The organism is Aromatoleum buckelii, from assembly GCF_012910785.2.
Lineage (GTDB): Bacteria > Pseudomonadota > Gammaproteobacteria > Burkholderiales > Rhodocyclaceae > Aromatoleum > Aromatoleum buckelii.
On record NZ_WTVH02000009.1, the window covers coordinates 980066 to 986463 of the forward strand.

General features: G+C 62.0%; 7 protein-coding genes and 3 tRNA genes. 6 read left to right on the forward strand and 4 right to left on the reverse strand.

Annotated elements, in window-relative coordinates:
- Nucleotides 1–4 precede the first annotated feature (4 nt).
- The 3 genes from truB (at nucleotide 5) to pnp (ending at nucleotide 3541) form a co-directional block, all read left to right on the forward strand.
- Nucleotides 5–931: a tRNA pseudouridine(55) synthase TruB gene (truB, locus tag GO608_RS10685; RefSeq protein WP_169200081.1), complete on the forward strand. Its 927-nt coding sequence runs from the start codon at nucleotides 5–7 to the stop codon at nucleotides 929–931.
- A gap of 78 nt (nucleotides 932–1009) precedes the next feature.
- Entirely contained in the window at nucleotides 1010–1279 is a 270-nt protein-coding gene (gene rpsO, locus GO608_RS10690) for a 30S ribosomal protein S15 (RefSeq protein WP_011239109.1), read from the forward strand.
- A 162-nt stretch (nucleotides 1280–1441) separates the two neighbouring features.
- Nucleotides 1442–3541, forward strand: a complete 2100-nt coding sequence (pnp, locus tag GO608_RS10695; protein WP_169200080.1) for a polyribonucleotide nucleotidyltransferase — start codon at nucleotides 1442–1444, stop codon at nucleotides 3539–3541.
- A 100-nt stretch (nucleotides 3542–3641) separates the two neighbouring features.
- Here the strand turns inward: pnp and dksA are convergent, their stop codons facing one another.
- Nucleotides 3642–4067 (reverse strand): RNA polymerase-binding protein DksA, encoded by a 426-nt coding sequence (gene dksA, locus GO608_RS10700; RefSeq protein ID WP_053421922.1) that lies wholly within the window; start codon nucleotides 4065–4067, stop codon nucleotides 3642–3644.
- 181 nt (nucleotides 4068–4248) lie between these two features.
- On the opposite strand from dksA, the gene GO608_RS10705 reads away from it, so the two are divergent.
- The 3 genes from GO608_RS10705 to GO608_RS10715 all read left to right on the forward strand — a co-directional run bounded on the left by GO608_RS10705 (nucleotide 4249) and on the right by GO608_RS10715 (nucleotide 4547).
- Nucleotides 4249–4325, forward strand: a tRNA-Pro gene (locus GO608_RS10705).
- Between the two features lie 27 nt (nucleotides 4326–4352).
- A tRNA-Arg gene (locus GO608_RS10710) sits at nucleotides 4353–4429 on the forward strand.
- A 42-nt stretch (nucleotides 4430–4471) separates the two neighbouring features.
- Nucleotides 4472–4547 (forward strand) — tRNA-His (locus GO608_RS10715).
- 45 nt (nucleotides 4548–4592) lie between these two features.
- Here GO608_RS10715 and GO608_RS10720 read toward each other — a convergent pair.
- The 3 genes from GO608_RS10720 to GO608_RS10730 form a co-directional block, all read right to left on the reverse strand.
- Nucleotides 4593–5591, reverse strand: a complete 999-nt coding sequence (locus GO608_RS10720; protein ID WP_211159561.1) for a tyrosine-type recombinase/integrase — start codon at nucleotides 5589–5591, stop codon at nucleotides 4593–4595.
- A gap of 83 nt (nucleotides 5592–5674) precedes the next feature.
- Complete coding sequence (locus tag GO608_RS10725) at nucleotides 5675–6043, reverse strand: hypothetical protein (RefSeq protein ID WP_211159560.1); 369 nt, start codon at nucleotides 6041–6043, stop codon at nucleotides 5675–5677.
- A gap of 2 nt (nucleotides 6044–6045) precedes the next feature.
- On the reverse strand, nucleotides 6046–6398 hold a 353-nt coding region (locus GO608_RS10730), incomplete at its 5' end, for a hypothetical protein (protein WP_247003012.1).

Genomic DNA, 6398 nt, shown 5'->3' on the forward strand with positions numbered 1-6398 from the left:
AGATTTGAAAGCATCGAAACAATTCCGGCATCAACGCCGGATCGTCGACGGCGTCCTGCTGCTCGACAAGCCCCGCGGCCTGACGTCGAACGCCGCTCTGCAGACAGCGCGCCGGCTCCTGAACGCAGCGAAGGCAGGGCACACCGGAACGCTGGACCCGATGGCGACCGGATTGCTGCCGCTGACGCTGGGCGAGGCCACCAAGTTCTCGCAGATGCTGCTCGACGCCGACAAGGTCTACGAGGCTACGGTGCGGCTCGGCATCGAAACGGACACCGGCGACGCGGAAGGCACCGCGATCGCAACCGCTCCTGTGCAGGTGACGGACGATTCGATCCGCCAGGCGCTGGCGGCGCTGACCGGCGAAATCGAGCAGATTCCGCCGATGTATTCGGCGCTCAAGCGCGACGGCAAGCCCCTGTACGAATACGCTCGCGCGGGAATCGAGGTCGAGCGCGCGGCGCGCCCTGTGACGATCCATTCGCTCGAACTGCTCGGCGCGGAGGGGGATTCGTTGCGGATCCGCGTCGATTGCAGCAAGGGAACGTATGTCCGCACGCTGGCCATCGACCTGGGACGCTTGCTCGGTTGCGGCGGCCATCTCACCGAATTGCGCCGGACGAGGATCGGACCCTTCAACGTGGACGAGGCCGTTACACTCACGGCACTGGAAGCCGTGCCTCCGGAGTCGCGCGCCGGGCTGCTGGCGCCGGTCGATGCGCTGGTGCTTCATCTGCCGCGCATCGAACTCGATGCCTCCGAGGCGTGCCTGCTTCTGCAGGGACGCGTGCTTGCGGCTCATGGCGGCGCAATGGGGTTGGTGCGCATTTACGGCGAAGGCCGTTACCTCGGGCTGGGGGAATGCGACGGAAACGGCACATTGTCACCGAAACGTCTCGTTTCGACGGTCGCTACAGCGCAACAATCTTGATAACGATTGAGTTTTCCGGGCAGCGTTCGGTATAATCGTCCGCTTCTGATTGGCAGAACGAAAAGAGTAAACACCCACATGGCTCTCGATACCGCATCCAAGTCGCAGATCGTCAACGACTTCCAGCGCGCCCAAGGCGACACCGGTTCCCCGGAAGTCCAGGTCGCGCTTCTCACCGCCCGCATCAACGGGCTGACCGGTCATTTCAAGGCCAACGCGAAAGATCACCACTCGCGCCGTGGCCTACTGAAGATGGTCAGCCAGCGCCGCAAGCTGCTTGACTACCTGAAAGGCAAGAACGCCGACAGCTATCGCAACCTGATCGAGCGTCTGGGCCTGCGCAAGTAATCACGCTGGCCGTGGCGAGTCCGACAGCGTCGAAAAAGGCAACTTAAGCCGGCAAGCCGGTGCGGGCCCTGAAGGGCCGCACCGGCTTTGTTTTTGCGCCGTCGGATTTGTTAAACATCGCAGTTGTAGTTTGCTGCACCACTTATCGAGAGGATCTTCATCTTGCCTACCGCTATCAAGAAAACCTTTGCGTACGGTGCCCATACCGTAACGCTCGAAACAGGCGAGATCGCTCGCCAGGCCGGCGGTGCCGTGATCGTCAACATGGACGACACGATCGTGCTGGCAACGGTCGTCGCCGCCAAGGAAGCCAAGGCGGGACAGGATTTCTTCCCGCTTACCGTCGATTATGTCGAGAAGTTCTACGCCGCGGGGCGCATCCCGGGCGGCTTCTTCAAGCGTGAAGGCCGTCCCACCGAGAAGGAAACGCTGACCAGCCGCCTGATCGACCGTCCGATCCGTCCGCTTTTCCCGGAAGGCTTCTATAACGAAGTCCAGGTCATCATCACCGTGCTGTCGCTCAACCCGGAAGTCGATCCGGACATCCCCGCGATGATTGGCGCGTCGGCCGCGCTGGCGATTTCCGGCGTTCCGTTCGACGGCCCGATCGGCGCATGCCGCGTCGGCTACGGCGACGGCCAGTACCTGCTCAACCCGACGGTCGAACAGCTCAAGACCAGCGAGCTCAACCTGGTTGTCGCCGGTACCGAAGCGGCCGTGCTGATGGTGGAGTCGGAAGCCAGGGAACTGTCGGAAGAAGTCATGCTCGGTGCGGTGGTGTTCGGCCACCAGCAGATGCAGGTCGCGATCCGCGCGATCAACGAACTGGTCGAAGTGGCTGGCAAGCCCGAGTGGGACTGGCAGCCGCCGGCGAAAAACGAGCCGCTGATCGCGCGCATCAAGGAACTGGCTGGCGCCCAGCTCGAAGAAGCCTTCCGCATCACGAGCAAGCAGGCCCGCACGCAGCGCATCAACGAGATCCGCAAGCAGACGTTCGGCGTCGTGGCCGACGGGCTCGAAGTGCCGCCGACCGGCAACGAGCTGAAGGACATTTTTCACGATCTCGAAGCCGGGGTCGTTCGCAGCCGCATCCTCGCCGGGGAGCCGCGTATCGACGGACGCGACACGCGTACCGTGCGCCCCATCGACATCCGCGTCGGCGTGCTGCCGCGTACCCACGGATCGGCGCTGTTCACACGCGGTGAAACCCAGGCTCTCGTCATTGCGACGCTGGGCACCGGGCGCGACGAACAGATCATCGATGCGATCGCCGGCGAGTACCGCGAAAGCTTCATGCTGCATTACAACTTTCCGCCGTTCTCCACTGGCGAAACTGGCCGCATGGGCGTAACGAAGCGTCGCGAGGTCGGACATGGCCGTCTCGCCAAGCGCGCGCTGATTGCAGCGCTGCCGGCGGACGAGGACTTCAGCTATACGGTTCGCGTCGTGTCCGAGATCACCGAATCGAACGGTTCGAGCTCGATGGCTTCGGTCTGCGGGGCGTCGCTGGCCATGATGGACGCCGGCGTGCCGATGAAGGCGCACGTGGCCGGCATCGCGATGGGCCTTATCAAGGAAGGCAATCGCTTCGCCGTCCTGACCGACATCCTCGGTGACGAAGATCACCTTGGTGACATGGACTTCAAGGTCGCGGGCACCGAGAACGGCATCACCGCGCTGCAGATGGACATCAAGATCCAGGGCATCACGAAGGAAATCATGCAGGTCGCTCTGGCCCAGGCCGGCGTGGGACGCATCCATATCCTCGCGTTGATGAAGCAGGCGCTGGCGTCGCATCGCGGCGAAGTGTCGGAGTTCGCTCCGCGCATGCTGACGATGAAGATCAACCCGGAGAAAATCCGCGATGTCATCGGCAAGGGCGGAGCGGTGATCCGCGGGCTGCAGGAAGAAACCGGTACCGTCATCGAACTGCAGGACGACGGCAGCGTCACGATCTCGTCGGTCAGCGCCGAAGGCGCGCAGCTCGCGAAGGAAAAGATCGAGGCGATCACGGCCGAAGTCGAAGTTGGGAAGGTCTACAACGGAACAGTCGTCCGGCTCCTGGACTTCGGGGCGATCGTCAACATCATGCCCGGTCGTGACGGGCTGCTGCACGTCTCGCAGATCGCGAACGAGCGCGTCAATAACGTCGCCGACTATGTGAAGGAAGGGCAGGCGGTGCGCGTCAAGGTGCTCGAGACCGACGAGCGCGGCAAGATTCGCCTGAGCATGAAGGCGCTGCTGGATCAGCCGGCCGAGTAAGCAACGAAACGAGCTGAAGAAAAAGGGACGCCATGGCGTCCCTTTTTCATGGGGTGATTCCCGCCGGCGGCGACGCCGGAGAGCGGGGGGGCGGACCGGCTTACTTCGCCACCTGGCGTTCGCGCATTTCTTCGAGCGTCTTGCAGTCGATGCACATCGTCGCGGTCGGACGCGCCTCGAGGCGCTTCAGGCCGATTTCGACGCCGCAGCTGTCGCAATAGCCATATTCACCCGCATTGATCCGGCCCAGCGCTTCGTCGATCTTCTTGATCAATTTTCGCTCACGATCCCGGTTGCGCAACTCGAGCGCAATATCCGATTCCTGGCTCGCACGGTCGTTGGGGTCGGCAAACACAGTGGCTTCGTCCTGCATCGTGTGCACCGTGCGTTCGATGTCCCCGACCAGCTCCTGCTTGACCGTTTCGAGCATGCTGCGGAAGTGAGCCAGCTGCTTCTCGCTCATGTACTCCTCGCCTTCGGCGGGAACATAGGGCGGGAATTGTTTTTGCAGGGTGTCGTCTGGCATGACTTCGACTTCCGGTTGGTAATTGAAGGAAGCGAACTAATAGCAGAATCTTCTGCAACGAGCAAGCAAGCGCCCGGCCCGAGCAGCAATCCCGCCCGCTTGCGGCGCGCGTCAACAACACTTCGTGGTCGACGAAACATGTTTGACGCACGCCGGCCAAGTGTGTATTATTCGCCGCTCTCGGGGTGTAGCGCAGTCCGGTAGCGCGCTTGCTTTGGGAGCAAGATGTCGGGGGTTCGAATCCCTCCACCCCGACCAGCTAACCCCGAAATGCCCGCGGGATTTCTGCCCGTAGCTCAATTGGATAGAGCACCGGCCTTCTAAGCCGGGGGTTACAGGTTCGATCCCTGTCGGGCAGGCCAAATGGTTTTTTTGGTTGCAGAGTTTCTGCAACCTAGAAAGTGGCGGCATTAGCTCAGTTGGTAGAGCACTGGATTGTGGCTCCAGTTGTCACCGGTTCGATCCCGGTATGTCGCCCCATTGATCGATAGAAAAACCGCCGGTTTCGGCGGTTTTTTTATGCCATCAAGCTGCCCCCTTCAGCTTCGCTGCGTGAGATTTGCGTGACTTCGCATTGCTCACGATGAGGGTCAGGGTTGGTGCGTCGGCATGGCCGAAGCACACCAGTTCCGCTGCTGTGATCAGCTCGCTGAGCTCGGCGGCCGAGTAGTGCGTCGTCACCGAACCGTTCGAGTGTCCCAGCAGAACCTGACGCGTCTCGAACCCGACCCCGGCAGCACGCAGCCGCCGGCCGAGTGTGTGCTTAAGGTCGTGCACGCGGACTGCAGCAAACCCCTCTGGCGGGTCGATGCCGATCTCGCTGCGATAGCGAGCCGCTGCCCTGGCGCGCGCGCCACGCCACCCACTATTGTTTAGTCGGTAGAGCGGCGCGTCTTTGACCCGCGGCGAAGCAAAGACGAAGCGCTCATGTTTGCCGCGTCGCCCATCGATCACGGTTCGCGCTACGCTGTTCATTACGATCAACCGCTCTTCGCCGTTCTTCACGCCAGCCTTTCCATCACGCCCGCCAAAGTCGGCTGGCACGACGAATACGTTGGCGTCGAGCTCGGGTACGCGCACTTCCCAGTCCCATTCCAATTTGCATGCCTCCTGTTCGCGCACGCCGCTGTTGAGCAGGAACAGCGCTACCTCCGCGGCGTCGGCGTCGAGCTCGGATAGCAGCAACTTCTGTTCCGCCCAGGAGAGCGGGTAGGGTCTGCGTTTGTCCGTCTCCGGCAGTGGGTCGATGATTGGCGCTTCCGACAACCAGGTCACGCCGTTTTCGTCCCGCCATCGCCGCGCACACTGTGTAAGTACACGTGACACCGTGCCGAGGATGATGTTGATGCTGCGGGCCTTGAGGCCCGTCTGCTTCCTTGCCCCCTTTGTTGCCAGCGCCTTCTTCATGTCGGCGAGGGTCTCGTTGTAGATCTTGTCGACGGTAAGCAGGCCGACGAACGGATCCGCCTGTTTGATCGCGATAACCTCGCGTTCGATGCCGCGCTTGTGAGCGTTTTCTTCCACGTACCGCAGTGCGGCCTCACGGAAGGTATGCTTTCTGCGCTCGCCGAGTAGAACCCCACGTCGAATCTCCACCGCCTGCTGGGCTAGGTATGCTTCTGCGATTTGGCGATCGCTCGATCCAGTGCGTTTGAAAATGCGCTGTCCGAGGACAACCTTGTCGATGATCCATGTCCCGTCCGGCGCTTGGCGGAGCCCGGTTGAGCGTTTTCCCATGATGTTGCTTCCTCTAAAGAGTCATCAGCACCCGGGCGCCCGTTGCGCGCCTTAATCTCCTCCCAGATTCGATCGAGGTCAAGCCGGTCGTAACAACGGATACGATGGCCGAGCACGACGAGCGTGAGCTTGGGTTTGACCTCGGCATTGAACTTGTTGCGGTCGATGCCGAGGTAGGCGGGGGCGTCTTGGGCGCGGATCGCGCGGGGGAGCAGGATCAGGTGTTGGGCAGCGGACATGGTCATCCCTCCCGAGGCCAGTGAAGCACCTTCGCGTCGTCGGTTTCCTGCTGGGCTACGTGCGTTGCCTTGTGCCATTCACCGTACCTGCGACTTGACTCCGACTGCGCACGCATCGCCGGGAGCTGCGCGAACGGGCGCACCAACCAAAACTTCTCGATGCTTGTGACCGTCTTCGGCGCGCGACGCATGTTTCTGAGTTCGTTGTCGCCCATGGCGTGCAGCGTTGGGTATATCCCTGAATTGCGGGCATGCACCGGCGGCGGCTGGTGCATTGCCATCACAGATGTCCCTGTGGCACGCTTGCTGCCACAGCCATCCAATGCACCCAGAACGGTGCACTTCGCACGGCGGA

Excerpts from the sequence above, each read along its gene's own strand:
- rpsO (WP_011239109.1), top strand. The coding sequence starts at position 1,010 with ATGGCTCTCGATACCGCATCCAAGTCGCAGATCGTCAACGACTTCCAG.
- dksA (WP_053421922.1), bottom strand. The coding sequence starts at position 4,067 with ATGCCAGACGACACCCTGCAAAAACAATTCCCGCCCTATGTTCCCGCC.
- GO608_RS10725 (WP_211159560.1), bottom strand. The coding sequence starts at position 6,043 with ATGTCCGCTGCCCAACACCTGATCCTGCTCCCCCGCGCGATCCGCGCC.